The 25,720-nt window shown below is 35.2% G+C and carries 19 protein-coding genes and 2 pseudogenes; 9 read left to right on the top strand and 12 right to left on the bottom strand.

Annotation, left to right across the window (positions count from 1 at the left end; genetic code table 11):
* Nucleotides 1–32 precede the first annotated feature (32 nt).
* Complete coding sequence (locus LEP1GSC049_RS218510; protein ID WP_004758045.1) at nucleotides 33–1,004, top strand: metalloenzyme domain protein; 972 nt, start codon at nucleotides 33–35, stop codon at nucleotides 1,002–1,004.
* Between the two features lie 427 nt (nucleotides 1,005–1,431).
* Entirely contained in the window at nucleotides 1,432–1,821 is a 390-nt protein-coding gene (locus tag LEP1GSC049_RS218515) for a pentapeptide repeat-containing protein (RefSeq protein ID WP_016560585.1), read from the top strand.
* Between the two features lie 260 nt (nucleotides 1,822–2,081).
* Here LEP1GSC049_RS218515 and LEP1GSC049_RS218520 read toward each other — a convergent pair whose 3' ends face one another.
* Complete coding sequence (locus LEP1GSC049_RS218520) at nucleotides 2,082–3,218, bottom strand: tetratricopeptide repeat protein (RefSeq protein WP_004753942.1); 1,137 nt, start codon at nucleotides 3,216–3,218, stop codon at nucleotides 2,082–2,084.
* Complete coding sequence (locus tag LEP1GSC049_RS218525) at nucleotides 3,215–4,783, bottom strand: hypothetical protein (protein WP_382423106.1); 1,569 nt, start codon at nucleotides 4,781–4,783, stop codon at nucleotides 3,215–3,217. Before LEP1GSC049_RS218525 ends, LEP1GSC049_RS218520 begins: the two co-directional genes overlap by 4 nt.
* 492 nt (nucleotides 4,784–5,275) lie before the next feature.
* Between LEP1GSC049_RS218525 and LEP1GSC049_RS218530 the strand changes: the two genes are divergently transcribed.
* Nucleotides 5,276–5,938, top strand: a complete 663-nt coding sequence (locus LEP1GSC049_RS218530) for a class I SAM-dependent methyltransferase (protein WP_004753993.1) — start codon at nucleotides 5,276–5,278, stop codon at nucleotides 5,936–5,938.
* Nucleotides 5,939–6,909: 971 nt separating this feature from the next.
* On the opposite strand, the gene LEP1GSC049_RS218535 is transcribed toward LEP1GSC049_RS218530, so the two are convergent.
* The 4 genes from LEP1GSC049_RS218535 to LEP1GSC049_RS218545 all read right to left on the bottom strand — a co-directional run bounded on the left by LEP1GSC049_RS218535 (nucleotide 6,910) and on the right by LEP1GSC049_RS218545 (nucleotide 10,356).
* Nucleotides 6,910–7,803: a WG repeat-containing protein gene (locus LEP1GSC049_RS218535; RefSeq protein ID WP_004776881.1), complete on the bottom strand. Its 894-nt coding sequence runs from the start codon at nucleotides 7,801–7,803 to the stop codon at nucleotides 6,910–6,912.
* Nucleotides 7,804–7,985: 182 nt separating this feature from the next.
* Nucleotides 7,986–8,522, bottom strand: a complete 537-nt coding sequence (locus LEP1GSC049_RS218540; protein WP_025186034.1) for a hypothetical protein — start codon at nucleotides 8,520–8,522, stop codon at nucleotides 7,986–7,988.
* A 144-nt stretch (nucleotides 8,523–8,666) separates the two neighbouring features.
* Entirely contained in the window at nucleotides 8,667–8,915 is a 249-nt protein-coding gene (locus tag LEP1GSC049_RS2000000228225; protein WP_004755068.1) for an SPFH domain-containing protein, read from the bottom strand.
* Nucleotides 8,916–9,030: 115 nt separating this feature from the next.
* Nucleotides 9,031–10,356, bottom strand: a complete 1,326-nt coding sequence (locus tag LEP1GSC049_RS218545) for a sugar transferase (protein WP_004757983.1) — start codon at nucleotides 10,354–10,356, stop codon at nucleotides 9,031–9,033.
* A gap of 78 nt (nucleotides 10,357–10,434) precedes the next feature.
* Here LEP1GSC049_RS218545 and LEP1GSC049_RS218550 point away from each other — a divergent pair, with 78 nt between their 5' ends.
* Entirely contained in the window at nucleotides 10,435–11,196 is a 762-nt protein-coding gene (locus tag LEP1GSC049_RS218550; protein ID WP_004755312.1) for a response regulator transcription factor, read from the top strand.
* Nucleotides 11,186–13,363 (top strand): sensor histidine kinase, encoded by a 2,178-nt coding sequence (locus tag LEP1GSC049_RS218555; RefSeq protein ID WP_016560574.1) that lies wholly within the window; start codon nucleotides 11,186–11,188, stop codon nucleotides 13,361–13,363. Before LEP1GSC049_RS218550 ends, LEP1GSC049_RS218555 begins: the two co-directional genes overlap by 11 nt.
* A 527-nt stretch (nucleotides 13,364–13,890) precedes the next feature.
* Here LEP1GSC049_RS218555 and LEP1GSC049_RS2000000229035 read toward each other — a convergent pair.
* The 6 genes and pseudogenes from LEP1GSC049_RS2000000229035 to LEP1GSC049_RS218585 form a co-directional block, all read right to left on the bottom strand.
* A pseudogene (locus tag LEP1GSC049_RS2000000229035) lies at nucleotides 13,891–14,443 on the bottom strand (hypothetical protein).
* A 147-nt stretch (nucleotides 14,444–14,590) separates the two neighbouring features.
* The gene (gene mtaB / locus LEP1GSC049_RS218565; protein WP_004758001.1) at nucleotides 14,591–15,904 is read right to left on the bottom strand and encodes a tRNA (N(6)-L-threonylcarbamoyladenosine(37)-C(2))-methylthiotransferase MtaB; all 1,314 of its coding nucleotides are present in this window, start codon (nucleotides 15,902–15,904) and stop codon (nucleotides 14,591–14,593) included.
* Entirely contained in the window at nucleotides 15,885–16,799 is a 915-nt protein-coding gene (locus LEP1GSC049_RS218570; protein WP_025186033.1) for a tetratricopeptide repeat protein, read from the bottom strand. Before LEP1GSC049_RS218570 ends, mtaB begins: the two co-directional genes overlap by 20 nt.
* A 216-nt stretch (nucleotides 16,800–17,015) precedes the next feature.
* Nucleotides 17,016–17,441: a hypothetical protein gene (locus LEP1GSC049_RS218575; RefSeq protein ID WP_004755259.1), complete on the bottom strand. Its 426-nt coding sequence runs from the start codon at nucleotides 17,439–17,441 to the stop codon at nucleotides 17,016–17,018.
* A gap of 2 nt (nucleotides 17,442–17,443) precedes the next feature.
* Entirely contained in the window at nucleotides 17,444–19,984 is a 2,541-nt protein-coding gene (locus tag LEP1GSC049_RS218580; protein WP_016560613.1) for an ATP-dependent Clp protease ATP-binding subunit, read from the bottom strand.
* Nucleotides 19,985–20,126: 142 nt separating this feature from the next.
* Nucleotides 20,127–20,906, bottom strand: coding sequence for an ATP--guanido phosphotransferase (locus LEP1GSC049_RS218585; protein WP_004773716.1), 780 nt, complete (start codon nucleotides 20,904–20,906; stop codon nucleotides 20,127–20,129).
* A gap of 1,348 nt (nucleotides 20,907–22,254) precedes the next feature.
* Here LEP1GSC049_RS218585 and LEP1GSC049_RS218590 point away from each other — a divergent pair.
* The 4 genes and pseudogenes from LEP1GSC049_RS218590 (at nucleotide 22,255) to LEP1GSC049_RS218600 (ending at nucleotide 25,393) form a co-directional block, all read left to right on the top strand.
* Nucleotides 22,255–22,836 carry a tyrosine-type recombinase/integrase gene (locus tag LEP1GSC049_RS218590; protein WP_016560652.1) on the top strand — a complete coding sequence of 194 codons (582 nt, stop codon included), beginning with the start codon at nucleotides 22,255–22,257 and terminating at the stop codon, nucleotides 22,834–22,836.
* 51 nt (nucleotides 22,837–22,887) lie between these two features.
* Nucleotides 22,888–23,222, top strand: a pseudogene (locus LEP1GSC049_RS0205420) (STAS domain-containing protein).
* 27 nt (nucleotides 23,223–23,249) lie between these two features.
* A complete protein-coding gene (locus LEP1GSC049_RS218595) occupies nucleotides 23,250–24,746 on the top strand; it encodes an ArnT family glycosyltransferase (RefSeq protein ID WP_004755370.1) in 1,497 nt (498 codons plus the stop codon).
* A complete protein-coding gene (locus LEP1GSC049_RS218600) occupies nucleotides 24,743–25,393 on the top strand; it encodes an SGNH/GDSL hydrolase family protein (RefSeq protein WP_004754681.1) in 651 nt (216 codons plus the stop codon). Before LEP1GSC049_RS218595 ends, LEP1GSC049_RS218600 begins: the two co-directional genes overlap by 4 nt.
* Nucleotides 25,394–25,720: the final 327 nt, after the last annotated feature.

Here is a 25,720-nt window from a genome sequence, read left to right as displayed (position 1 = left end):
GTCTTTTTACAAAAAGTTAGGAAGTTTCAATTATGATCTTCTATATGTTTATCGATGGAATTGGGTTTGGTCCGGATGATCCGGAGACAAATCCTTTTTCCAGATACGCAAAGTCGTTTTTTTTACCACTCGCCGGAAAATCAATTCCGCAAAATGCACCTTTATCTTTGAAAAACACGGTCTTTTTAAAAACGGATGCGAGTATGGGAATTAAAGGTCTTCCTCAAAGCGCCACTGGTCAAACTTCTCTTTGGACAGGGATTAACGCTTGTAAGGTGCTTCAAAGACATTTGAGCGGGTTTCCTACGTTCACTCTCAAAAAGATTATCAGTAAATATTCGATCGTTCGGGTTTTAGAAGAACGCGGTTTTAAAGCAGATCTTTTAAATTGTTATACTCCTGCGTTTACGGAATACGTTAAAAAAAATCCTCGTCACGTTTCTGCTTCTACTTTGATTCAGATGGCGAGTGATAAACCTCTCAAAGGAATGGACGATCTTCGTCGGGGAAGGGGACTTTATATGGACATTACCCACGAATATCTGAAAGAATTTTCCAGAGGTTATTTGGATGAATCTGACGAATTGTTTCAAATTCGAGATCCGTATCAAACCGGAAAGTCCATTATTCGGAATTGTAAAGAGGATGATTACACTCTTTGTATCTATGAGTTTTTTCTAACGGACAAAATTGGTCATAAGATGAATTGGGAAGCGGCTGAAAAATATATAGGCGAGTTGGAATCTTTTTTGACGGGAATATTAGAAGAATTGAATCCTGAAGAAGATCAACTGATCGTTACTTCCGATCACGGAAATTTGGAAAATTTGAGCGTGGACGTTCACACTCTCAATCAGGTTCCTACGGTTCTTTATGGAAAATATACTTCTAAGATGGAACAAAAGATTCGTTCGATCGTGGATATTCCTTCCGCGATCTATGACGTTTTAGGAATCGACATTGAACTCAAAGATGAGGAATTTATCAAAAGCGAAGTGACCTAACGTAAGTTAGTTTAATAAAACCAGGGTGTCGCCGGACTGGGCTCTTTAGCTCTGGTCAATAAATTAGAGTTGTTGAAAAATTAATTCTTGATCTGTTTGTATTGGATTGAAATGGACAATTGAAGCAATTTTACGAATCTTCACTATGGAATTTTCAACAACTCTATTGTATATAGAAAACATTATACGATATATCGTCTTTAGATTCAAAACTGAATTTATATTAGGAGATTCGGTTTTGAATGGCGGCTTTATGTAAAAGTTTAATTTGAGAATCTTTGAATTTTATATTGGTATTACTTAGATTCCAACTTTTTCAGATTATGGTTTTCTTACATCGAACTCACGTTATCTTATGGTAAAAATTAACGGTTCTTGATTTTATAGAAATCAGTAAACTAAGTTTATATTATTAGGTCTGTAAAAAGTGATTCATGATCTTTCCGTTCAAGAATTTATTCAGCTTATTAAAAAAGGGAAAAAGAAATTTACGAACGTATCTGTTGAGGATTTTAATTTTACACTTAGGAACTATGATTTAGAAAGTGTGGAATTTAAAAATTGTTTTATAAATATTAGTTTAGAAAAATGTAATCTTAAAAATACTAAATTCCTTTTTTGTAATCTTAAGACCATATCTATCCAAGATTGTTATATAGAGAATTGTTATATTTCCGATTGCCAGATCGAATCAGTTACAATTACCGGAAAAAATATCAATCAAATTGTGTTTGGAACAAACTATGCATACGGTATAATGTTGAAACCTGAAAAGTGTTTGCTTTATGTACAAAACGGGATCATTAAAAATACATAAATTTGAATTTACTTTAATGTGAATTCTATATAAGAAATTTGTTTTATAAAAAATGTAGGAAACTCGGCAGCTCAAATTACAAAAAATGAATGTTTAAAAATTTGTAATGAGACAAAATCTGTAGGGACTCATCTTACGCAGAATTAACTCACGTTACTTTATATTGTCTAAATAAATTCTTGGATCTATTTAGACGATACGATACGATTTGGTTTTGGGGCGAATTCTAAAAACTTCGGAAAATTATTGGCAAACGGATCTCAATCTAATCTTTCTGTTTCCAGATCCTCTTTGCTTTTTTCCTTATCTTCTTGTTTGTAATGAAGATTATCTTCCACTTGATCTAAGGATTCTTTTTTCCAAGCGCTTGCCTTTCTGCCAACGGGAGAATCCGGATATTTATCTGTGGCCTCTTGAAATAAGGCTGCGGCCTTTTCATACTTACCACTTTTGAAGTAGATCGTACCTTTACGAAAAAGAGCCGTTTGGTCTAAAGAACCGTCTTGATTTCCTAAAACTCGATTTAGGTATTGAAGAGCGGAATCGGATTTACCGATCGCTTCGTAACTTTCTGCGATATAAAACAAAGCTTGTTCTTCCGCTTTCGAACTGACGCCCATATCAAGAGCTTTTTTAAAAGTATCAATAGCACCGTAGTATTGTTTGCGAACGTAGAGTTGTCTTGCTTTCTCTAAGATACCACTTCTAAACTCGGAACTTACTTTTTCTTTTTCGGGGTCAAAATAGAATCCGGCTTGAGCGTAATCGTCATAAACGTCGTAGGCGGACCAATCCTTACCCATTCTGCGTAAAGATTTTCCCCAACGAACCCTGGCCTTTACGTTTTCAGGATCTTCTTGAAGGGCGAGGACGTAATTTTTACGGGAAAGGTCGTAATTTCCCTTTTTCATGTAATAGTCAGCTATGGCAGATAACGCGTTCGAACGAAGTTTAGAATCTGCTGAAATTCTAAGAACTTCTTCTAAATGACCTTTTCCTTCTTCGTCTCGATTGAGTTGTAAAAGAAGATTTCCCATAGAATACGCAACTCTTGAGCGTTCGTCTCTGGAAAGACCTTCTTTTTGATTTAATTCTCTATAGATCCCGAGAGCCAAAAGGCTGTCTTGGTTTCTTTCAAGTGCTCTTCCCATATCGTACTTAACACGGAAAGAATGTTCTTCTGGGATTTCTCTCGCGGAAAGTTCGGAAAATATATCCACGGCTTTTTCTGCAGCTTTTGAATTGGTCTGTTTTAAGTATTCCTCGCCTTCTTTGATTTTTTCCAGAATGTTTTTTCGTTTGGAATCTTCGTCCTGAATCGTAGTTTGATATACCGCGGTTAAAAGCCCGGCGCAGATAAATAAAAATCCTGTAATTAAGATGATAGAGCGGTTCATGGATTTCCTCCGGAGATCCGAGACAGACAACGCTTCGACCAAAACTCAGAGCGTTCCGTATTGTAAAATTTACTATCTTTATTGATAAAATACTTAAGTGCTTCTTTGTAATTCCCTTTTTTATAGTAGGAGAGTCCAGTGAAAAATTTTGCTTTTCCTCTCATGTACACTGAATTTCCATTTTTTGCATATGGTTTCAGATCTCGGATCGTGCGGGAATATTCTTTTTTCCAATAGGTTTCTTTCAGAATTTTATCCAGTTCATCGTTATTTCCGGAAAATTCTTCTTCTTGTTTTGTATCTTTAGGGGTCTCTTCGCTTTTTTCTTGTTCCTGTTCTTGATCCGAAGAAGGTGTTTCTGTCTCTTCCTGAGTTTTTTCTTCCGTACTTTCTTCTGAATTTTCGGACTTCTTGTTTGGAGAAATTGCTATAAAAGATTCATTTTCTACAAGGTTGAATCCTTCTTTATCCTTATGTTTTACAGTGACTCCAAAATAAACTTTCGCATCCAAGGATTTCATTCGGATCTGCGCTTCGGTATCTGGGTGATTGACTTCTCCCAATTTCCGTACGTTTCCACCTAAAAACGTAGCGGTTCCGCCGCTTAGAGGTTTTAACGCTTGATAGATCGTATAAACCGTATTTGTGTCCGCTTTTTCAGGAGCCTTCCAAGAAAGTTTTACGTTTAGATCTTCTACTTCGGCGGTGAGATCTTTTACGCGCATTTCGTCTTCTGAATATTCTGGATTTGTAATATTTTCAGAGCCGCTTTTATTGGGGTTTCCTATGTAAAAATATCGGGTAAAAGATTGTCCGTTGATCAGAGGTAAAACTTCTTTGGCGCCGGAACGAACGCTGACCCCGTAGTAAATCGTCTGAGATTTATTCAAATCTTGATCCAAGAAAGTGGATTCGGGATGACTGAGTTCAGTGAGTTTTTCTGCCTTTCTCATCAAGGATAAGGAAGACATAGGTTCTGTAGAACGATAAACTGTATAGACGGTTGCGTTTGGGATCGCCTTTTCGTAAGGGGTCCAATTCAATCTAAGATATTTACCTTCTCTTTTGACCGTCAGATCGATCACCCTTGCGTCGTCTGGGATTTCCGGGATTTTGTTTTCTGTTGGAGTTAACGCGTGTTCGATGACGACTGGAATTGTAGTGAAGTTTCTTCCTGGGATCAGTTTGACTGTACCATTTTTAACTCGATGAGCCAAAATGACCGCGTAATAATAAGTTCCCGGTTTGAGGTTGTAGTCGAATATCTGAGTTACTCCACCGGCGATACCACTCGGATATTTTCCCAAAGAATCCGCAATCATACATTTTTCGGGAGTGTCGATCATAGAAGAGGAACGAGCGACTATAATTTCACCGGTTTCTTTTGGAGCCTCCCAAAAGATCCGGACTGAATTTTCATCCTTTTTTAAAATTTCTGCATGAACGGAATTTGCTATACTATAGTTTTCTATCTGGTTTTGATTGAATGTGTGGTCCTGGGCTCCCGGAAAGGAAACGAGTATCATCAAAGAAAATAATAACAATATCCGGGTGCCAATTTTCATAAGATCAACGTCTTTGGTACTTACTATCGGCAATCCAATCCTTGTTATTTAACATCAAATCGAAGTAGGTAATCATGACTGAAAACGAATTACTACTCGGATGTATGAAAAGGTAAGCTTGTCTTAAAATTTAGGGTCTCCTTCAAAAAAGCTAACAGTTCTGGATTAAACTCAATTTTTGAGAATTTTCGTATCTTTGGTAAAATTGACCGTAATTTCTAGTATTATTTTCATACGTTCGAGTAGTAAGACAACTATCATCAATAAGGGCTTAGAATTCTATTTTAGAAATTAAAGTTTCTTGTGAAGTGAATGAAACTAGTTTTAGGTTTTATCGAAGAAGGCGGATTTTTTGTTAAACTGAGGGAACTCGCATATCTTAAATTTTGCAGAAGAAGTCTAGACTTTTGTTGTAAATTGTGGGAACTACCACAATAAAAATTTCCGATTTGACATTTCTGAAAGAATAGATAGACATAATCCAATAAGAAAATGAGCGGTCTGGATTATTATGAAAACCTAGAATATCAGAATTTTCTGATTTCTAGTAAACGTAGAGAACTCACACCACCTGAGATCGTATTTAAGCACTTCAATTTGAAAGAAGTCATAAACCTAGTAGATTTTGGAATGGGACTAGGTTATTTCACCTTGGAACTCAAAAAACAACTACCAAAAGACGCTTGGCTTTGGGGAGCGGAGTATCAGCAGGATTTACTGGATGAAGTGCTTCATTGGAAAAATAGAGAAGAGATTTCAAACTTTACGCCGTTCTTCATTGAAAAGTCGGACCATCCTTTGTTACCAGAGTGGATACCTGCGCCCGATGCAGTATTTGCATCATTGGTATTATCCACGTTTCCGGATCCGGGGCTTGCAATGGACGGACTTATACGTTCCATAAAAAAAGGAGGCAAGCTGATCGTATTAGATTGGATGAAAAATGAATATTCGATCGGACCGAAAATCAACGATAAGATTTCCTTAGACAAAATGAAATTCTTAGCCGAACTTTATCATTTAGACATAGTAAAAAACGTAAGAATTTCGGAATACGTATATGGTCTTGAAGTTGTAGCGGGAAAAAATTTCGAATATAGTTTTTACGATCTCAGAGAAGAAGAAGATACAACGGAAGAATTCATTCGGTCTTAAAAACAAATTTGAGACTTTAAAATTTAGAAAACCTCCATCAAATCCAAATATAACGTCTTAAGATTTAGATTTGATCGTAAAACTCTTGTTTGGCGATCAAATGCTAAACAAAAAATGAATCTATAAAATAACTTTTCCACAATCCATTTTAAAGAACTTCCTTATTAAAAATAAAAAGCGGGCGCATGCTTTGGGCTAACTTTTACGAAAAACAAAAAAGTCGATTGGAAACGGCCAAAGCACCAGGCTCTCAGCTCCGGTCAAGTTATTGCAAAATAATCTAATCAAAATATGAAAAAACAAAAAAACCAATAACTTGACCCCGCTTCGATCCTTTGCGCGGGGATTTTCTAGAATAAAAATTACTACCGTCTGTAGAAAAGAAGATTCAAAAAAACGAATATATTGTGAGTTCGACGTAAAAAAGTGAGAAAAAATTTTTTAAAAGAATGAGTTCCTACAATTCTAGAATTTGTTCGTAAAATCGTGGTTTGCGAGAGTTCCTATATTATTTTACAAACAAACCTAGGTTTTGTGTTAGTTCCCACACTTTGAACACGGCAGATTTACTATTCGGATGCATGAAAATAATGCCAAGTTTATTAACGGCCGAATTTGCGAAAAAATAGTGGTACTTAAAAAATACCACAAATTCGGGATTTACGGCATTTTAGAGCAGGACTAAAACATTCAAATTTTTGAAACAATCTAACCCAAGTATTCTATTTATGTGTCCGAGTAGTAATTGTTATAAACTTCTATTTTTTTAGATTGTGGTAGTTCCTACATTTTTATGAAATTCAATCTCAGAGTCGTTCGAAGTCCACTCAGCAAACACTTCTCTATGAGTCGGCATTTGGATTTTGGGAAGAGAACTAAAGAGTTTTGCCTTTATTGGCGTTCGGAATAATTCAAGTATATAAAATTTAAAGAATATATAATATTATAAAAAATAAATGTTAAGATTTATTTTATTCTTTGGGAACTTTTTTTAAACATTCGGAAAAGTTAATGAATCCCCACTTGCCTCGAATTTTAACCCTTACCATTTGATTAGAAGAAATAGAACCCGCTTCTTCAAATTGGGGTTTGATAACGATGGAATATTTTCGATCCATATAACCCCATTTTTTTTCTATTAAAATCGGAATCAGATCTTTAGAAAAAGAAAAAAAATCTTTAAATTGAGGAGTTGTCGTTTGGTTACCATTCTTATCAATATAAAAATCGATTCTATTTTTGGTTACTGCCGCAATACCATCCGAAAAGGAGGCGGGAAATTGAAACTGAGGTTTAATTACGATTTGTCCTGATCTGTTTATAAAACCCCATCGATCTATAATTCTTACTGAAGCTAAACCTTCCGAAAAATCGGATGCAGATTCAAACTGAGGCTGAATCACCATTGATCCGGTTTTGTCGATATATCCGAATTTTGCTCCGGATTTAACAAAAGCCAAACCTTCCGAAAAAAAACCGGAATGTTCAAACTGAGTTTGGATCACAAGATTACCATTTCGATTAATATATCCGTTTGAACCTTGAATTTTAACAAGAGCCAGGCCTTCCGAAAAAGAATACGCTTCGCCAAACTGCGGTTTGATGACAAGTTTTCCTGATTTATCGATATAACCGTATTTTCCTTCTAGTTTTATAAGGGCAAGTCCGTCTACAAAAGAATCAGCTTCTTCAAATTGGACTGCGATTGTGGAAAGTTTCGGATTGGTAGATTTAAGATCAACAAAGGAGAATCCGTTTTTTGAAATTTGATTGAATTTAAAGTTCGCGGCGCAGGGATGAACGTCTGCAAATAAGGATTTGAAAAATCCGAAAATAAAGAACAAAACGAAAAAAATTTTAAACATAAATTTTATCATATTAGAGTTGTTGAAAAATTCCATAGTGAAGATTCGTAAAATTGCTTCAATTGTCCATTTCAATCCAATACAAACAGATCAAGAATTAATTTTTCAACAACTCTATTCTTTTTACAATAGAATGGAAGGATCAAGTTGGAATTTTTAGAAGGATTCATTTTCAATTGAGCTTATTTTAAAATGTGCCAAAAATTATTTTGAATAGGGTCATAACCGAAGTAGTTTCCGTATGGATCTGATATTTCAATGATTTGAGAATGTTCACTATCGCTTTCTACAAAATTTACGCTTTCCCAAATCGGAAACCAACCTTCTCGAATTTTAAGATCCACGTTCGCAGTACAACTACGGCGGATGACGAATAACGTTTTAGGGTATTTCCCTATCGGGTACTCGGTGATTTTATCTATGTTACATCTGGGATCTTCGGCTTCTCCTAATTCGTTTAAAATGAAAATGAAGGAAAAATAAAAAAGGCCCAACATAGTCAAACAAATTATTACCAACTTGGATAATTTCCCAAAAACCTTTCCAACTTGAAATACAATATATGAGAATAAAATAATATTTATTACGAATAGAAAATGGTTAATCCATGTGAAAAAATTCTTCCAAGATGGGATGAAATGTAAAAAACGCAACATTATCATTAGAAAAAGAAAGAATAAGGTCAAAATGATGATTATCTTCATTTTATGATCTTTCATACATACCTCAAAGGAAGGAAGAATTCATTTGGTCTTAATAATACAAAGTCGCTTAACAACGCCGGGGAATTGCCGGCGTCTTGACCGGATTATTTTAATTGAAAGAGAGTATTGAGCCCATTTCCCAAATACGTATCGGGATATTTACCGTTCCATTTCTACCATCATCGGAGTGATCTGTTGTGATTTTAGTCTTAACGTTTCTGCTTCCGCTCGTGCGTTTACGATCTGTTGTTCCGCCTCGATCTTAACCCTTTCCAATTCGTTTTTAGCTCTAAGCGCGTCTTGTTCCGCTTTTTGTTTTAGCTCGATCGATTCGGAGAACGTTTTGGAAAATTCAAAATCCTTCATAGGCACTTCGTCCACGAGAATATAAAATTTACTGAGTTTCATATTTAACAAATCGTGAATTTTCATGGAAACGAGCAATTGAATTAGTTTTGTTAAACGCCACTATGGAATTTTTCAACAACTCTGTTATATAGAGGCGTTCTTTTTATAATTATTTTTATGAACGAAAAGTCTGATTCAGTTTCCAATTCAGACCCTCAATGATAAATTCTTCAGTTGATTTTGCGATCTCTTGAAATTTCAGAAAAGTTTTCCAATTAGAAATTCCTAATATAACAAATGTTTTTCTGTGATCCAAAATCACGGTGATACAAGCCGCAAACGAGACAAGTCTCCATAACAGTCTAAAAACCAACTTTGTCAAAACGTTTCTGACTCGAATTCTAAAAAAATCGCCGTGAAATCTAAGATGTTTTTCTTCGTCTTTTACAATTTCAAGTAAGGCGGATTTTATAAATCCGTTTGGAATTTTTTCAGAAAGTTTTTTATAAAAGCAGATTCCTACAACTTCCGCGGCAAGCAGAACCATTAACTTCAAACGGATTCCGAGCAATCTTCTACCAAAATGGAATAACTTTTCCGTCCAATTGGATTGGAGCAATTCTCCTTTGAGAGCTCGAATACATTCGCCTAAAATTCTGGCGTGCCTACCTTCTTCTTTTACAAAAAGTTTTAACGCTTCTCTGTAAAAATCGTCAATTCCGAAAAGAATTGTTTTGTCTATTTCTTTTGCAATTCTACCTTCTCCAGATTCACCTAACTGAAATATGGCGAGCGAGTAGGCGATTGATCGCATTTCATTCGAATTAAGTTCTAAAGTTTCAAAATCGATTTTAGGCAAGGTGCGATTTTCGTTTTTTTTAAAATGATTTCTCCAATGTTTCCATTGAATTTTGTTTTTTCTAGTTTTAAGTTTTGATTTGAGTTTTTCCCGAATTCTATTTTTACCAAATAGATTCATCAAGAAAGTCAATAGAATTATATAAATATTAAGATTAGAATTTTTTAATTTTATGTAAGAGCGATCGAAACAAAAAGAAACACGCGCTCCCATGCCGGAATACAACTGCGAAAGTCCTGTGATACCTGGAGGAATGGACCAACGCATTTCGTGAAATTTTCCGTTCCAATTTAAACGATCTACGTCAAATTGTGTAAGTGGTCTTGGGCCAAGGATTCCCATATCTCCGATTAAGATGTTCCAAATTTGAGGGAGTTCATCAATGCCGGTTTTTCTCAACCAATAACCTAGGTTCGTAACTCTTCCATCTTTCATAGTTCTAAATTTTAAAATTCGAAATGGTCGTTTCAAAAGGCCGAGTCGTTCCTGAAAAAAGAAAACCGGAAGGCCATTGATTAAAAGAATTAAAAAACTTACTCCGATCAAAATTGGAGAGAATAAAATTAAAGCAAGGGTGGATAAAACGATTTCAATGATTCTTTTCATATTTGAGAATATATAAAAATTTTTGAAAGAATACATCCTCTCGTGTGCAAATTCTAAAGCACTCAAGTGCTTGACACAGTTTAGTAAAAAAACATAAAATCTGGTCTTTCATCTATGAAAGAAAAAGTATTAAATCTATTGATCGTAGAAGACAACGAAAGGTTACGAAAGTCTCTCATAAAAGGTCTGAAAGAATTTACACAACTGAAAATTTCCTACGATTGTGCAAAAGGGGAAGACGCGATAGAATTTGCATTAAAAAACGAGTTCGACGTATTGCTTGCAGATGTAAGGTTAGCCGGAACGTTAAGCGGAATTGAAACCATAGTTGCGATTCGAAAAGAATATCCTAGAAAACCTGTAGTCATCTATTCAATACAAGACAGCGATGAATATTTTCGTGCCTTTCGCAAAGCCGGAATTTTAAGTCATTATGCATACGTCCGAAAGTCGAATTATCTTTTACCTCAGATGATAGTTCCATTGATCAAACTTGCCTACGAAGGTAAAAGTTTTATCGATCCTGAAATAGAAACCAGGATCGTGGAAGTGAAAGATCAGGATGAAAATTCTCCAATGGCAATTTTAGAACCAAATGAAAAGATCGTAGCAAAAATGTTAGGCGAAGGATTAAACAACGAACAAATCGCCGCTCGTTTGGGTTTTAAAGATAAAAGAACGATTAGTAGAATCAACGGACAAATCTACGCGGCTTGGGATTTAAACGAATCTAGTTCCGATGAAAAAGTGGCGAGAACAAGAGCCGCGTTGATCGTAAGAGAAAACCGTTTTCTTCAGTGGGAGGAAGACGGGAATGTATATTACAGAAATGGGTCCGGGGAGTGGATTCGGTGGGAATCAAATATTGAACTTTAATTTGGAAATTTTAATTTGCTCCGTATTTTTCTATTTATCTTCAATTCTTTTTTGGCTTGCGTCTACTACCATAGTCAATTTGGAAAAAAGAAATTGGCCAGCGACTTTTACGATTACGATCTTGATCGTAGTATCTGTGTTATTCGGATTTTTTTCTTGGATCGGAGAATCTGGAATTTTAAAGATTTTGAATTATCCTGCAATATATTTTTTTCCAGGAATTTTCGGATTGATTCTGATTCCTTTCGGCTGGTTTTTTATAGTCGTTTGGTTCTTGGGTTTTTTAAAAGCAGAAGAAAATCACGACATATCTCAAAATTTTCCGATCGGTTTTTGGAAAACGAATGTATTGGATTTATTTTTTACGGATTTGAACGATCGAAGTATAAAAGCTTATTTTGCTAGGATAGGTTATTATAAACTTTTCATTTTACTTCTATTGTCTTCTCAGATATTTGCGATCATTTTCTTTTTAAACTGGAGTCGGAAGTTTTCGATTGATATATCTATATTCAATTTTTGGAATGCAGTGCCTTTTTCTTTTCGTCTTTCTTATCTTTTTTATATACTAATTTGTATTTCCGTTCCGGTTATAGGTCTTTTTTCTTTTCAGACTTCAAAAAAAATTCTACCTGAAATTGCTAAAAACAAAGCAGTTCCTTATCTTAAAACGATTTCCTTGCTTCTTTTGGGAGTTGTTGTACTTGTGTTTTTTCTATTTTTAGGCGGAGGAATTGGAATTATAGAAGATCCGATTCTTAAATTATTTCTAGATCCAATTCCTTTTTATGTTTTTTTAATCGGGATACAATTTTTAGTTTCGGTTTCTGTTTTAACTTTGGGACAGGCTTTGATTTCCTATGAAATATTTACGGGAAGAATTTTACCTAAAATCGGTTTAAGACAAGAATGGAGAAGAACCAATTTAGGATTTTTATTGATTACTCTTTTATATTTTATAATTTCAAGTTTAGGTTTTTCTAAAATAGAAATTTTTTTAATCGGATCTTATGTTTACAACGTTTCCAGAACTTTTCTACTGAAAAAAAATAAAGAACTTAGACTTGCGAAAAGTTCTATTCTAAACTCTATTATTACGACTGAAAATGTAATTTCAAGTCCGAAGGAAAAGTTTCAAAAACCTTTTGAAATGCTTTGTTCGGATATTTTAGAAACTTCTTCTGCTTTGTTTATCAGCGAGAGTAGAATTCCTTTTGTTGCGGATATGATTTTAACTTATCCGATAGCTCTGGAAAAAACTAAAAATATAGATTATAATATATTCAAAAAACAAAATATATTTTTTGAAAAAGAAAACATAACTTATTTAGAGGAAAATAACGTTTCTGATTTTGTTCTGTGTCTCAAAGTATTAAACGATCACTCTGGAGAAGGGTTTTTATTTTTAGGCCGAAAAGAAAATGGAGGTTTATATGCGGAAGAAGAAATCGAAATTGCAAAAGCAGCGATTTCTTGGATACTTGCTTCACTTTTTGTTGAAAGTAATTCTCTTACTTTAAGTTCCTTACAAAAGAAATATATAGAAGAGCAAAGAATTTCCGACTATAAAACAAGACAAATTCTTCATGATGAAATTCTTCCGGAAATCCATTCTTCTATTTTGATACTTTCTCAATTAAAGAAAGATGGAATATTTTCGGAACAAATTCGACTTCTTACAAATTTACACAAACGGGTTTCTAATTTTTTGAGAGAACTTCCGGATACGGGTATGGAGATTCAAAGGCTCGGTTTGATAGAATCTTTAATTCGTTTAACTGGTTCGGAATTTGAAACGTCTTGGTTCTATTGGGACTTTGATCCTGACTTGAAACATAGATTTCCAATTACTAAACCGGATGTTTTGGAAATATTATTTTATGCTTGTAGAGAATCCATTAGAAACGCTGTAAAATATTCGGATGAATCAACGTATAAAAAAATTTCAGTCGTATTCCTAAAAAATGAAGAAGACAAAAAAGGAATTGTAATCCGTATCAAAAATAAGATCGAAACAAGCGGAACGCAGGTTTTGGAATCGGCGGGACAAGGGCTTAGAATTCACAGCGCTTTGCTAAAAATTTTTGGAGGTTATCTTACTTTAGAATTTTTGAATACAGATGAGGCGCTTGTAGAGATATTTCTGCCCGAAGATAAGATCGATTGAAATTGGGCTCCTTTAGAATTTTTATTTTTATAATTCTTGTATTGAATCCAATATTTATCCATTACTTTACGATTAGACCGATGATTTCGAAGAAGTTAATTTCTTAAGTTGTTTCAGATAGTTCTGATTGTCTTCTTCCAGGATAAAATACAAAAATGTGTTCCCAAGAAACTTATACCAAAGTATTTCTTTTTCTTCAAAGGTTTCAGTCACTATACTAAAAAAAGAAATGTAGTCTTCAATCCAATTAGGAAAGGTTTTAGTTTTTTCAAATTTGAAGAACCTGTTAAATCAAATAACAAATCCCTTAATTTTAGATATTTGGACTAAATCTTTAAACTTAGCTTCATTTTCTAGAATTGGTTTAAAGTCAGAAAGTTTCATTTAACCTCAACAAATCTTATTCTAGGATTAAACATATTCTAGAAATAATTGTATTTTTGAATATTCAAAAAGTAAAACTATAAAGAAGTTATTGTATTGAGTTTCACTTCGCCAAGATTTTATTACGTGGAACTCACGTTATTTTAAGACTGAATCATATTCCAAGGATGACGTAGTATAAACCAAAGCAAAAATTCGAAAATGACGACGAAAATAAAAAATATAAACTTCAAACGCAACGCTTTCTCCTTCCAAAAACCTTCCGTAAATAAAGCGAACAAAGCAAATCCACTACCAATAGGACCAAAAAAAATCGTGTTCAATGGAAGCCCGGATTTATCTCGTATTTCTCCGTAATAAAACGTCGATCCCCAATACATCTCAGTCCAGGGCAAAATCGCGGCTACAATGATAAAGGCTTGCAACGTAAACTTTGGAAAATTCATACGATTTTTTATGGCAATTAAAATCGGTATGAAAATCGAAACTACGACGCTCAACCAGAACAACACAAGAATACCCAAGTTCTGAAAATAGATTGAAAATGGATCATTCCAATCGTTTTCTTTCCAATATCGCGCTATCCATAAAAACACAGAGGCAAAAATCAAAAAAAGACTAAGAGAGAGCTATTGTAATAGGATGAGATTTAGCCATGTTCTCGTAGATAAAAAGTCTTTTGGAAATTGCACGCAATAAAATAAGAGTTATACTAATTTACGGCGCGTTCCAGAACCTTATTTTACTTTTCAAAAAAATCAAGCTGTAAGGTTCCTCATCACTTAGTGAGGGCTTGCAGTGTTAAAAATGATGAGGACAGGTTCTTATAGTAAATATTCCAATCTAACGAAACACACGTCCGAAAAACGTTCCCTCTTTGTCCGCTTCGGGTTCGTACTGAATAAGTTCCACGTTCAAGAATTGACCTACTTTGAGTAGTTTCAGTTCGGCTTCGTTCAGTTTTACTTTTAGATAGTTGTCAGTTACAGCCATTCCGCCTTGTTCTAAAATTGCTTCCCGTACTTGTCCGATTGCAGACAAAGAATAATTTTTATGAAGTTCTCTGGATAAAACATTCAGAGAACGAACCCTTTTCTTTTTGATTTCTTTACTAATCGAATCCTTAAATGTTTCGGCTAACGTATTTCTTCTCACTGAGAAAGGAAATGTATGGATTTTAGCAAAACCTAGATCTTGAACCATTTTTACCGAATCTAAAAACATTTCTTCGGTTTCGCCAGGAAAACCTACAATTACGTCTGTTCCTAAAAATAAATTTGGAATTTTTTCTTTGGTAATTTCCACACGTTTTCGAAAAGTTTCCGGAGTATAAGTGCGTTTCATCTTCTTTAGAATTTCGGCGTTTCCACTTTGTAGCGGAATATGAAGAAACGGAGTAAAACGAGGGTGAGTCATCAACTCTGCGAGTTCACTGCTGACGTCGGGAGGTTCAATAGAAGAAATTCGAATTCTTGAATATTCTAAAATACTTAATATTTCTCCAAGAATTTTATTGAATGCCTTTTTGTTTTCGGAATCCCGATACCAACCTAGATTGACGCCAGTCAAAATAATTTCACCGACTCCGTTATCCTGTAGAAATCGAACCTGATCTAAAACGTCTTGATAACTCCGGCTGACTCCGAGTCCACGTGCCTGAGGAATTTTACAATAAGAACATTTACGATTACAACCGTCTTGGATTTTTAGATAAGCACGTGTATGACCGTTAGGTAAAACGTCCGAGTAGGAAAAACGATCATAAGAAATGTGAATCAATTCTTCCGAAGTGACCAGACCTTTTTTTTCTAAAATCATCGCTGGGAGTTTGGACTTTTCCGTATTTCCTACAACTCCGGCTACACCTGGAATTGCTTCGATGGATTCTCGATCGGTTTCCGCGTAACAACCGGTGACCCAGATTTGAGAGCCTGGAAATTTTTTAATAGCGTTTCGAATTGTATTTCTATTTTTAGAATCTGCTTTATTGGTTACCGTACACGTATTGATGATTACCACTTCAGGATGTTCTTCCAATTTTGCGGAGCGATAGCCGTGTTTAGAAAGAGAGGCGAACAAACCGTCAGACTCAAAAAAATTGAGTCTACAGCCTAAAGTATTAAATAGAATTGTTTGTTCAGCTATTGGAGAGTGCATTGAGTTTGGCTTCGATTCTTCTTAAGTTATCTTTAAAATGAGAATTCTCAGGTTCTAATTTTAAGGCAGATTCAATCTGTTCTTTTGCGGAATTCAAAAAATTCTTTGCGTTTCCATATTTGCCTTTTTTATTTTCTTGATTAGATGCCTTCTCATAAACCAGAGCTAGATTGTTCAACACGTTTGCGTTATTTGGAACAAGAGAGTTAGCCCATTTCAAACTGACTTCTGCTTTTTCTATATTTCCGAGGTAATAATAAATCTGACCTTCCAAAACCAAAGGACGATAGTCGTTGGAATCCTCAGCCTTTAATTTTTCGGTAATGTTCAAAGCGTCTCTTGCTTTACCATTATAAAGAAGAGCCGTTCCAAAAAGAAGACGTATGTCTTTATTTCTCGGATTGAGTTCGTACGCGCGAGCGATTACTAATAAACCGTCGTCTTCTCTTCCGTTGTTTAGAAGAAATCTGGAATAGTCCAGACTGACCGCCGGATCTCCAGGTTTTATTGAAAGTGCTTCGGACCAATGTGAACCCGCAGACTTAGTCCTTCCCAAAGCAAAATGACAATGTCCTGCGAGGTAGTGCGTTTCGTAAGAACGTTTTCCTTGTTCATGCAGAACTCGAATGATCTCCAGAGATTTCTCGTAGTTTTTGGCTTCGAATTCCTTGAGAGCTATAGAATAATCTTCGTTTGTTTGAGCCAATAGAAGGGGAGAATGGGTTAAAATCAATATGCTCAATAAAAGAAATAAGCATTGATTCCTAAAGGAACGAAAAATATCGCCTTTTATATCTGCCATTTTGTTTCCGATGAATCGTTTTGTAGATTTTAATAGTGAAGATGAAAATCGAAACGCGCGGTTATGGAACCGGTTTTCACGGTCTAATATCATTGATAAAAAGTTTGTCCAAAATTCAGAGAAATGTGGGAACTCACACAAAAACTTCGGGGCGAAGAAAGCGCTTAAAACCGTAAAACGGAGATTAGGAGACTGAATCCGTGGGAACTTCTGCAAATTTCCTTTTCGATTTTGGTGCGGATTTAAGGTTCGGATATGTTGTAAAAATCGAAACTTACAAATTGACATTCTATTACTCTTCTAAAAATTTTAGGCGGTCATACTCATGGACTTCGCATTAATACAATCAATAAGAGAATGAAACGGTTCCACAGGATCAATATAAACAATGATACTCGGATACTTTTGCATCAGAAAATGCTCAATCTGTTCTTCGGAAAGAACGATCTGATCTTCCATTTCAAGAACAGGAAGACCATCTGCATTTCGATAGATAGAATATTCTTCCTGACCGATAAAATCAGTCAAAAGCATATATCCGGAGCCGTAATAAACTCCGCCTTGAAAGTAATACTTATAAAAGACTCGTACTTCGGGAAGAAATAAATCAGGATAAAAAACGCAGAGAGAAATTTTCTCGATCCCTGCAATGGTTCTGATCTTCCTAAGATGAAACCAAATCTTCCGAATCAGAAGATAGGAAATCAGAATCAATACAGGGATGAGTATAGGCATCCTTAGACTAAGGCAATTTCTTCCGACCTTTCAGGATTGCCGGAAGAATTGTCGTTCCCTCCGGTCTTAGGATCAACCGGTTTATAGTCAGTCCACGGAGTTTCTATAAATTCAAGTTTACCTTCTTTAAAATCGATTTCGATTTTAGTAGGTTCCTTATAAGACCCTTTGAGCGTTTGGACTGCCATGTGGTCTTCGAGTTCTCTTTGGAAAACTCTTCTAAGAGGTCTCGCTCCAAATTTCTCGTCGTAGCCAATATCCATGATATGATCTTTTGCTGCTTGAGTAATGGAAACTTGAATCGTTTTTTCAAGAAACCTTTTGTTCGTATCGGTCACCATAATGTCTATGATGGACATTATATTTTCTTTGGTGAGAGATCCGAAGTAAATGACTTCGTCTACACGGTTTAAGAACTCTGGATTGAAATACTTTTTTAGTTGATCTCTGGTTTGATCGGACTTGTATTTCAACGCTTCGTCTTTACGATCCTCAAATCCAAGCCTTCCACCGGCTTGAATTTCTTTTGCACCGATATTGGAAGTCATGATGATGATCGTATCTCTGAAATTGACTTTTCGTCCTTTTGTGTCGGTTAAGTTTCCTTCTTCCATAATTTGAAGTAGAATATTGAAAATATCGTGATGAGCTTTTTCAATTTCATCCAAAAGGATGATGGAGTAAGGTCTTTTTCTAACAAACTCGGTCAATTGACCTCCGTCGTCATAACCTACATAACCGGGAGGAGCTCCGATTAAACGACTTACCGCGTGAGGTTCCATGTATTCGGACATATCTACACGAAGCATTGCGTCGTCGTTGCCGAATAAAAAGTTTGCGAGAGCTTTTGCTAGTTCCGTCTTACCAACTCCAGTAGGTCCTAGGAAAATAAAAGATCCGGTAGGGCGTCTTTCACTTTTGAAACCGGTTCTAGCACGACGTACCGCTTTCGCAATTTTTTCAATCGCTTCTGTTTGACCTACGACTCGTTTTTTCAACTCTTCTTCTAAACGAAGAAGTTTATCTGACTCGGATTCTTCCATTTTTTCCAAAGGAATACCGGTCCATAAAGAAATTACGGAGAGAATGTCGTCTTCCTCGATGTTGACCGCAAAGTCTTCCATCTTCTCTTGCCAAGAACGAAGTTTTTCTTCCATAGCTTGTTTTTTACGATTCACTTCGTCTCGAACTCCGGCGGCTTTCTCATATTCTTGAGCGCGAACTAGTTCTTCTTTTTTATAAGCAAGAGATTTGATTTCTTCTTCCAGATCTTTGATCGTTTGTGGACGAGCACAATTCGCCAAACGCGCTTTAGCTCCTGCTTCATCGATAATATCGATCGCTTTGTCAGGTAGGTAACGATCGTTGATATATCTATGAGAAAGTTTTACAGATTGTTCCAGAGCCTTATCAGAATATCTCACCTTATGATGAGTTTCGTACGCTTTTTTGAGTCCTTGTAAAATTTGGATCGCGTCGTCTACGGAAGGTTCCGCCACTTTCACGACTTGGAATCTTCTTTCTAATGCGGAATCTTTTTCGATGTATTTTCTATATTCAGAGCTTGTAGTGGCTCCGATACATTGTAATTCTCCTCTTGCTAAAGCAGGTTTGAGAATATTAGCAGCATCTACAGCTCCTTCCGCCGCACCGGCTCCGATCAAAGTATGAAGCTCGTCTATAAAGATGATAATGTTCGTGGAAGAAGTGATTTCTTTCATGATCTTTTTCAGACGTTCTTCAAATTCTCCTCTGTATTTAGTCCCAGCAATCAAAGACGCAAGATCTAAAGAAAGAACTCTTTTTTCGAATAAAAGATCGGGAACACTTTTTTCTACAATTGCAAGAGCCAAACCTTCTACGATTGCGGTTTTACCAACTCCGGATTCTCCTACAAGAACAGGGTTGTTTTTAGTTTTTCTGGAAAGAATCTGAATCACTCTTTGGATTTCAGTAGCTCTTCCTACAACTGGGTCTAACTTTTTGTCTCTGGCAAGTTGAGTTAAATCTCGAGCAAATTCGTCTAGGATAGGAGTTTTGGTTTTTTCCTGACGAGGCTGAGGTCCTGGTTGTGTGGTGGAACTTACGCCTACGGAACTCGTAGGAGGGGCTCCGAGCAAACGCAAGATTTCGCTTTTTATAACATTATAATTTACGCTAAAAGAATAAAGAGCTCCACCTGCAATGTTGTTATTATCTCTAAGTAACGCAAGAAGGATGTGTTCCGTTCCTACGTAGTTGTGTTTGAGACGTTTAGCCTCTTCTTTGGAGAGTTCGATGATTTTTTGGTAACGATCTTGACCACCGGCTACGTCCATGAGTAGGGCTCCGGAAGCTTCCCGTGTTCTTCTTTCTACCTCTTTACGCAATTCATTGAGGTTAATGTTGAGGTTGTTCAGGATTTTGATAGCGACCGAATCTTCTTCTTTCAGAAGACCAAGCAGAATGTGCTCTGGTCCGATATAGTCGCTACCAAGACGCTTCGCCTCATCCTGAGCAATCTCGTTGATGACTCTTTTAGCTCTTTTTGTAAATTCCAGCATATCAGCGCCTTTGTATTTTGATTTTTAATGATTAGACTGAATTCGCTTTGAAATTCCCACCTAAGGGAACCGGATCATTGATTTTAATTTAAGTATCGGAACGTTTTCAAAAAAGAAGCGGAAGTTAGTTTAAATTCCGGGCTTAAGCCGGTTCCACCTGTAAGGCTAAATAATAAACTAAATTTAAAAAGGAATTTTTTTGAGAAAGAGTAAAATTTTTCAGATAAAAAACGACAAATTCGGATGAATTTTCGAGATAAAATTCTAAAAAACCGGGTATTTTAAAAGAAGCATTTTTTCGATTTTCCCAAGACTTTGTAGAGAGTTTAAAACTGATTTTAATTCCAGTGCCTGCGTTCGTAGGACAGGACGTGACATAACCTAATTCAGGATCATAGTCAAAATCATTTTGATTTTCTAACTTTTCTAAAGGAGAATTTTCAATTTGTCGGAATAGTTCGGAAACGGTAGAAGTTAGGATTTCCCAACGAATATGTTCTTCATCTCCGAAAAAAAAACTTCCCTCTCCCCAAGGAATTCTCTGAGTCAATTCTTTGGTTTTCAGAAAACTGGGATCTACGTGTTGAGTTAAAAATTCTTTGAGAATTTGGGTCGGAACTTCGGCGACAATCGGGTAAATTCTGCCGGAAAAATTTCGACCGATTCTTAATCTGTAAGTAAACGGAGGAGAGATTTTATCTATTTCAAGAATTTTTTCTGATTCGGAAAGAGATTCAAATCGAAGAAAATTCTCGAGTTCTTGGCCTTGTAAAAATCGAGGAGAAATCATAAAGTCTTTTTGTCTCATGTGAGTTTGGTATTCTTTTCGAAATAATTTGAGACAATGGATACAACCGATCTTTCCTTTTTGATTCCAGATGGTTCGGTTGGTTCCGCAATAGATGCAGGTTTCGGAAGACATGAATGTTTTTTCAAAAAAATTCTACTGCCTTTTTATATCCAATCTTTCTTGTTCAATCGATTATTTTGTTTTACTTATTAACACTATCAACTTTGAGATATGATTCGGCTAATACTATGTTGAAATTGTTTAAAAATTTAGAATGTAGGAATTTATACTATAAATTCCAACGAAAGTATTAGAGTTGTTGAAAAATTAATTCTTGATCTGTTTATATTGGATTGAATGGACAATTGAAGCAATTTTACGAATCTTCACTATGGAATTTTTCAACAACTCTATTATTGAAAGTGAATTTGTTATAAGGATTTATGATTCGTTTTTCTGTAAAAGTTGGAATCTGAATTTTGCAGATCGATTCCTAAAATGTGGGAACTACCATGAATTACGGTTTTAAGAACAAATTCTAAAATTGTAGGAACTACTACTTTTAGAAAATTCTTTCTGATTTTTTTTGCGCCAAATTCACGTTAAATTATATTTACATCGCGTAGATGAAAACGTTCTTTAGGCCGTTTAGTTATCTCTCAACTTGTATAAGGACTCTAACTTTTGTAGTAGTTCCTACTTTTTCAAATCGAAAAGGTTCTTATCTTATAGACTTTTTAAGTCTTCTAACTCTCGAAATGCAATAGTTCCTACAATCAGAAGACTTAAAAACGAATCACGAATTTCTAATGCTGAGCTACTACTCGGACATATCAAAACAATACTATCGTGAACTTGTTTTAAAAGTTAGAATGTGGGATCTATCACAAAAAAGCCAAAATCTGGTTAGGCGTAGTTTTTTGAGAACCTTTGCATCTTTGGTAAAATTACCCGTTAATTTTTAGTATTATTTTCATGAGTCCGAGTAGTAAAAATTCATAAAGAGACGTAATTTGTGAAAACTAATCCACATTGTGACTAAAACTGTAGGGATACTTTTATAAAGTTGCAACTAAACGGTGATTTCATCCGGAGACCTGACGAGGCGACAGTTTGCTTTGAATTTGTAGATGGTTTTTCAAAAAAATTAATTAGATTTTTAAAGAAAATTATAAGTTTATTATAAAAAGAAAATTGAAAGTTATTTTTTGATTTTTAATATTCCGAAATAGAATATTTAATGTTTTTTGAATATTCATAAAATTTGTTATATGGTTGGGAATATTTTTCTTGATTTAGTTAAAAAAGATTTTATTATCTTTGTTTTTGGGGAATATATGAAAAACCTAAAGGGAACTTTTATAAATAGATCTTTTATTTTATGATAATCACAAAGCGGTGATTTCATTCAGTAATTTGATAAGAAGATTGTTGGGTTTTATAGAGATTCCTTAAATTGAAACAGGAGAGGTTCTTATTTATGAATCTGAGAAAAACGAATCCGGAAAATGAAGAATATAAAAATATACTTACAGATTTAGAAATAAGAAGTTTGATGAATACAAACAGAGATAAACCTGATCATTTTGTTAGGATTCGATTTTTGATTATGTTTGGACTAAAACCGGAAGAACTGATTTCTATACGTTGTGGAGACGTTGATTTAGAAAATCAATTATTGATGGTTCGAGGGCGAAAAAATAGATATCTAAAGATTTCTTCTTTTTTACTTAGAGATTTTTACGGAACGGTTCGATATAAAAATCCAGAAGAATATCTATTTCCTGGAAGAAATGGGAAGTTACATCCTAAAACGATTCAAAAATTTTTCGAAAAATTAGAACGTAAAACTGGGATTCAAGTGAGTTGCTCTAAAATTCGAGAGACGATTGCAGTTCAATTGAGTTCTAAAGGTTTTTCGATTCAATTTATTGCGGGCTTTCTTGGATTAAAAACAAGACGAGCCGTTTACCAATTGATTGGGAAAAAATCGGAGTTGAAAGCGGTAGAAAAATTTTCTTTAGATGAAATTCTGGATATTGAACTTAAAAATGAGTTGTAAACGCGTTTCGAAAACTTAAGTTAGTCCTAATACTCCAAAAGGAAGCCATCTTTGGAAATCAAAACGAAAAAGATCGGTAAACATACTCTGGTAGCGCTCAACGGCAGGCTGGATATTGGACATTCAGACGAAGTAGAAGCGAAGTTACTAGATGATGTTCAATCCGGGCAGGGTGATATTTTAATCAACCTGGAAAATATTTCTTACATTTCATCTTCTGGGATTCGTATCTTTGTAGGTATGGTAAGAGAATTGGAAAAACAGGGAAGGAAATTGAAACTTTGTTGTATCACTCCCCCTGTAAAAAAGTATTTGATGTGGTCGAATTGCTGGATCTGTTCGAAGTTTACGAAACAGAAAGTTCCGCTCTCGATTCGCTTGCCTAAAATCCGGGTTTGCCCCGGATTCTCTCCTTGGGTTTTATGTCCCGTTTTCTTTCCACCAAGACAATCATTTGGTTTGTTTTGGCTGTTTTAATCTTTTTTTTCCTATGGATTTCGTACAACGATCGACTTGAGTTTCCTCCCGTTTGGCCGGACGAGGTATTGTTTTTTTCTCCTTCTCAAGATTTTGCAGAGTTTGGAACTATTCGAACTCAGGTTTTAGAAGGATTGATTCCTGGAATGGAAGAAACAACTTTGTGGATGCCTCCCCTGTATTTTTTTTCAGGCGGTCTTTGGATGAAGTATGTGTTTCCAGGAATTGTAGGGCTTAGGCTATATACGCTTGTACTCGCGGCGGTTTGTATTTTTATATTTTGTGGGATCTTATTTAGAATCGGATTCTCTTCTTTATCCGTTTTGTTTTCCTGTTTGTTACTTGTTACAGATCTTTTATTTTTGAGAGTAGGCACGATGGCAAGGATGGAAACTCTTTGTTTGTTCTTTGCGTTAACAAGTTTATTTTGTATAGTCCGAACCGCCTTGGATAAAATTCCAAAACCTGTTGGGAAAATAGAATCTTTGTTCTCCGGAATTTTTTTAGGACTTTCCTTTTTATCTCATCCATTCGGTTCCGTGTTTGGAATTCCGTCTTTGTATCTTCTTTGGAGAAGGAAATCATTATTTTCTACTTTGTTTTGGATCGGAGGAATGATTCCGATCTCGGTTTGGATTGTTTGGTTATTACCTCATTGGGATTCGTTTCTATTTCAGTTTGGATTGCAATTTGGCAGAAAAAAGGAACTTTTTTCTGTCTTTTCAATTTTGACTAAGATCAAAATTTTAATCGGAGGATACGAAAATCCAGGAATCAGAATATTATTTTATATTTTTCTTTTAGCGGGAATCGGAATTAATCAAAGATTACTCAAAGAAAAGAAGGAGCAATTTTTATTTCTATTGATTTGGATTTTAGGAACGGTTGTGTTCTTATTTTTATCAACGGAATTCTATTATGTAATGTATCTTACTCTTCCACTTTCTGCGTTAGGCGGAATACTTTTGGAGGAACCCGATCGAAAGAGGGTAATCTATATAGGTTCCGGATTATTATTTTGTAACCTCATTGTGTTGTTTTTAGCGTATCGGAAAGTTGGTTTTATCAATCCTGAATTCGATCTAGGAAAAAAGTTTTCAGAAGAAATCGTCGCGGAGTTGAAGTATTCTAAAAAAGTTTATCTTCAAGCGATCCCTGATCCGTATTTCTATTTAAAAGAAAAATACCCCAATCAAAAAATTTTAGAGTTTATTCCGGGGGAACTACCAGTTCCTTCAGAAATGTTCGTGAACACTTTGGATACTATTGATACTTTTGTTTTTAGCGAAGGAACTAAACGGAACGAAAGTGTCGAAAATTATCTGAAAGAAAACGCATCTTCTTTTTATAAGAGGAACGTATCGGTTTCACCTTCTACTACCAGAAAACTAGTACGTGCTCAGGCGGAAATTTATCTTCGGAAGAAAAAATGAAATCTTATCTTTGTAGTAAAATTTTTAAATTTCATAATATTCTATTTTTCTTATTGATTTCTTGTGTGGGAAAAGAAGGCGAACAACATGGACTTTCTTCTTTATTGCCTTTGGTCGGCCCTCTTTTGAAGGTAGGAATTATAGGAGATTCTTTGTCTCAGAGATCGGATGGATTCGGTCTGAGAGAAAAATTGGGATCTAGATTTACCGTCACGGATTATTCCGTTTCGGGAATGGACGTTCCTGGTTGCACTCATATGATTGGATCCGTTTTAACGGAACGCCAAGATTTATTGATCTTAGAATTGGGGACAAACGATGCGATTCCTGGTTCCATCGATCAGTTTCCTGAAAATTACGAAAATCTTCTTAGTTCTATTCAAGCTCGTAGTAATTCTATAATCTTAGTAACGATTCTACCGCCTACGATCAATCCAGGTTATCGAGAGAATATTTTTCGGATCAATTCTTATCTAAAAAGTTTAGGTTCCAGATATCCGATCACGGATATGGAATCGGCTTTTTTAGAAAAGGAAAAATCCGTTTCTTTGTATTCACAAACGGACCCAGTTCATCCAAATCCGGTCGGATATGATTTAATGGGGACCGCTTATACAGATACGATTCTTAAATTTTATTTTAAATAAACGTAAGTTCGACATATAAAGATTTTCTATAAGTACTAAACTTTCGTTTTGCATTCGAGACACGTTCTTCTTAAATTTTAAAGTTTTTGAATATATTAAATTTTTTAAAAAATTAATTCTCCATTTACTTTCATTGTATTGAAATGGATAATTGAAGCAGTTTTGCGAATCTTCGCTATGGCATTTTTCAACAACTCTAATCTAACGTGAGTTCAGTATAACGCGAAAGGGATCGATGAATGAACTAAAGCACAACACTCTCTATGAATCGCGTTGGAAACTAAAGCACAACGCTTTCCTGAAACTCAGCGTCTCGCTCCCTGAACT

The organism is Leptospira kirschneri serovar Cynopteri str. 3522 CT (assembly GCF_000243695.2).
Lineage (GTDB): Bacteria > Spirochaetota > Leptospiria > Leptospirales > Leptospiraceae > Leptospira > Leptospira kirschneri.
The sequence above is the reverse complement of the archived record's forward strand: the minus strand, read 5'-3'. Positions and strand labels throughout refer to the sequence as shown.

Excerpts from the sequence above, each read along its gene's own strand:
- LEP1GSC049_RS218510 (WP_004758045.1), top strand. The coding sequence starts at position 33 with ATGATCTTCTATATGTTTATCGATGGAATTGGGTTTGGTCCGGATGAT.
- LEP1GSC049_RS218520 (WP_004753942.1), bottom strand. The coding sequence starts at position 3,218 with ATGAACCGCTCTATCATCTTAATTACAGGATTTTTATTTATCTGCGCC.
- LEP1GSC049_RS218525 (WP_382423106.1), bottom strand. The coding sequence starts at position 4,783 with ATGAAAATTGGCACCCGGATATTGTTATTATTTTCTTTGATGATACTC.
- LEP1GSC049_RS218530 (WP_004753993.1), top strand. The coding sequence starts at position 5,276 with ATGAGCGGTCTGGATTATTATGAAAACCTAGAATATCAGAATTTTCTG.
- LEP1GSC049_RS218535 (WP_004776881.1), bottom strand. The coding sequence starts at position 7,803 with ATGTTTAAAATTTTTTTCGTTTTGTTCTTTATTTTCGGATTTTTCAAA.
- LEP1GSC049_RS218540 (WP_025186034.1), bottom strand. The coding sequence starts at position 8,522 with ATGAAAGATCATAAAATGAAGATAATCATCATTTTGACCTTATTCTTT.
- LEP1GSC049_RS2000000228225 (WP_004755068.1), bottom strand. The coding sequence starts at position 8,915 with ATGAAACTCAGTAAATTTTATATTCTCGTGGACGAAGTGCCTATGAAG.
- LEP1GSC049_RS218545 (WP_004757983.1), bottom strand. The coding sequence starts at position 10,356 with ATGTATTCTTTCAAAAATTTTTATATATTCTCAAATATGAAAAGAATC.
- LEP1GSC049_RS218550 (WP_004755312.1), top strand. The coding sequence starts at position 10,435 with ATGAAAGAAAAAGTATTAAATCTATTGATCGTAGAAGACAACGAAAGG.
- mtaB (WP_004758001.1), bottom strand. The coding sequence starts at position 15,904 with ATGCACTCTCCAATAGCTGAACAAACAATTCTATTTAATACTTTAGGC.
- LEP1GSC049_RS218570 (WP_025186033.1), bottom strand. The coding sequence starts at position 16,799 with ATGATATTAGACCGTGAAAACCGGTTCCATAACCGCGCGTTTCGATTT.
- LEP1GSC049_RS218575 (WP_004755259.1), bottom strand. The coding sequence starts at position 17,441 with ATGCCTATACTCATCCCTGTATTGATTCTGATTTCCTATCTTCTGATT.
- LEP1GSC049_RS218580 (WP_016560613.1), bottom strand. The coding sequence starts at position 19,984 with ATGCTGGAATTTACAAAAAGAGCTAAAAGAGTCATCAACGAGATTGCT.
- LEP1GSC049_RS218585 (WP_004773716.1), bottom strand. The coding sequence starts at position 20,906 with ATGTCTTCCGAAACCTGCATCTATTGCGGAACCAACCGAACCATCTGG.
- LEP1GSC049_RS218590 (WP_016560652.1), top strand. The coding sequence starts at position 22,255 with ATGAATCTGAGAAAAACGAATCCGGAAAATGAAGAATATAAAAATATA.
- LEP1GSC049_RS218600 (WP_004754681.1), top strand. The coding sequence starts at position 24,743 with ATGAAATCTTATCTTTGTAGTAAAATTTTTAAATTTCATAATATTCTA.